Annotated in this window: 2 protein-coding genes; one reads left to right on the top strand and one right to left on the bottom strand. The window is 67.6% G+C overall.

Annotated elements, in window-relative coordinates:
- Nucleotides 1-278 precede the first annotated feature (278 nt).
- Nucleotides 279-920: an ABC transporter permease gene (locus tag KF724_13905; protein ID MBX3356783.1), complete on the bottom strand. Its 642-nt coding sequence runs from the start codon at nt 918-920 to the stop codon at nt 279-281.
- Nucleotides 921-1,358: 438 nt separating this feature from the next.
- Between KF724_13905 and KF724_13900 the strand changes: the two genes are divergently transcribed.
- A partial coding sequence (locus KF724_13900) for a hypothetical protein (GenBank protein ID MBX3356782.1) occupies nt 1,359-1,723 on the top strand: 365 nt, incomplete at its 3' end.

Genomic DNA, 1,723 nt, shown 5'->3' with positions numbered 1-1,723 from the left:
GCTTCGCACCGCAAAGCCGGTGTCCCGGCAGATATCATCGCCTTCGTCACCCTGGTCTGGGCATGACTGCTGCATCTCCCTCCATCGCTACCGGAAAAGCCTCTTCCTTCGGGTCAAGAACGGATGCGGTGGTGGCATTGCCCCAAGTGCTCCAACGCGGGTCGCTTTCAGGGGCGGCAGTCGGTTCGTGGCACGCTTCTCATCCGCAATCTCGGTGGCGACGGGACGCGGTTCTCGCCACGTCGCTCTGTCCTCCGCAACCACGATGACGACGATGGTCAGGCTCGAACAAGATCCCGGCCGGATGGGCCTGGGGCCGTCGCCATTCCAGCGACCCGGACGAAAGCGGTGATCCCGACCGCAACGGCGCCGATGATCGAGAAGGCGATCTGCCACGCCTCGGATGGCATCAGGTGCTTCACGATGCCATGAGTGGCGTGGAAACCCGCGATCGCCGCAGGGGCGACGAAGGCGATCGCCACGACGAGCTTCAGCCACATCGGACGGACGAAGGCGATCAGAAGGTGCCCGACCGCGAGCGTCATTGCGGCCGCAATCGCGCCGACGACGATCGCGCCGGCGATGCCGAGGTACTTGCCCAGCACGAAGACCGGGCGCCCGACGGGCTTGCTGATGACGGTGAGGGCGGTCTTGTCCTCGATCTCGCGCGAGACGACCGAGGTCGCGAGGAACGCCGCGAGCAGCGTGGCGCAGACGAGCACCGTCGACAGGCCGATGTCGAGGAGCATCTTGTTGTCGCCCGAGACCTCGGCCGAGTCGGAGAAGCCCATCGAATAGGCGGAGAAGAAGTTGTTGGCCGCCTGCATGATGCCGCACGCCAGCACGAGGATGAAGAACACCGGCTGGCGGATGCTCTCGACCAGCGTGTTGCGCGCGATGGCGAGGGTCTGTCCGAACATGCGAGGTGGAGCGCCTGTGGGGAAGGGGCGAGGCGGAGGGCCCGTCGCCGGCCCGGAGCGGCGCGGTCGGGGGCGGCGCCGGGGCGGTGGGGGAGTGTCCCTCGGTGAGGGGAGCGTGCGGGCCGGGGAACCGGACCCTGACCGGACGAGAACATAGAGCCGGGTCGTTCGTACATCAATGATCCGAACCGGGTTCGGTGGACAGGCGGGCACTGGCGCCTGACAATCCGACCCCCGAACGGAGTCTCGCGGGACCGGCCGCGCCGCATCAGGGGACCGGCGGGTTCTCGCTCCGGCACAGGACGCCGGGCAACCGGTCTTCTTTCCCGACGAGGGGCCTCCCGCGCGATCGGGGAGAGCTCCGCACAGCATCCACCCCCTCGCCGTCAGGGCGGCAGAGTCAGCGCCGCCCACCAACCCAGCCAGACGCACAGCCACATGCGAAACGATCATCTGACCTATCGCCGGGCCACCTCGATCAGCGTCATCGGGCTGTCGATCCAACTCGCCCTCGGCGTCGCGCTCCTCCTCTACGCCCTCTTCGGCGACGACTCCGCCGCCATGACCGGCGCCCTCTATGTCCTCTTCGGGGGACTGGTGTGGCTCGGTCTCTCCCTGGTCTTCCACCAGCACACCCTCGAGCGTCTCGAAGCCATGGAGGCCGAGGCTCTCGAACAGTCCGGCGCGTTCGATTCCTCCGTCTTCGAGGGCGCCCGCGAGGAGATGCGCGTGGCCGCCCGCCGGCTTGAATGGATGCACCGCATCCTGATGCCGGTGATCAGCATCGCCTACGCCGGGTCGCT

The organism is Phycisphaeraceae bacterium, assembly GCA_019636735.1.
In the GTDB taxonomy this organism is placed as follows: Bacteria; Planctomycetota; Phycisphaerae; order Phycisphaerales; family SM1A02; genus VGXK01.
The sequence above is the reverse complement of the archived record's forward strand: the minus strand, read 5'-3'. Positions and strand labels throughout refer to the sequence as shown.

Bases quoted from the DNA above. Each gene is read 5' to 3' on its own strand.
- KF724_13905 (MBX3356783.1), bottom strand. From the start codon at position 920: ATGTTCGGACAGACCCTCGCCATCGCGCGCAACACGCTGGTCGAGAGC.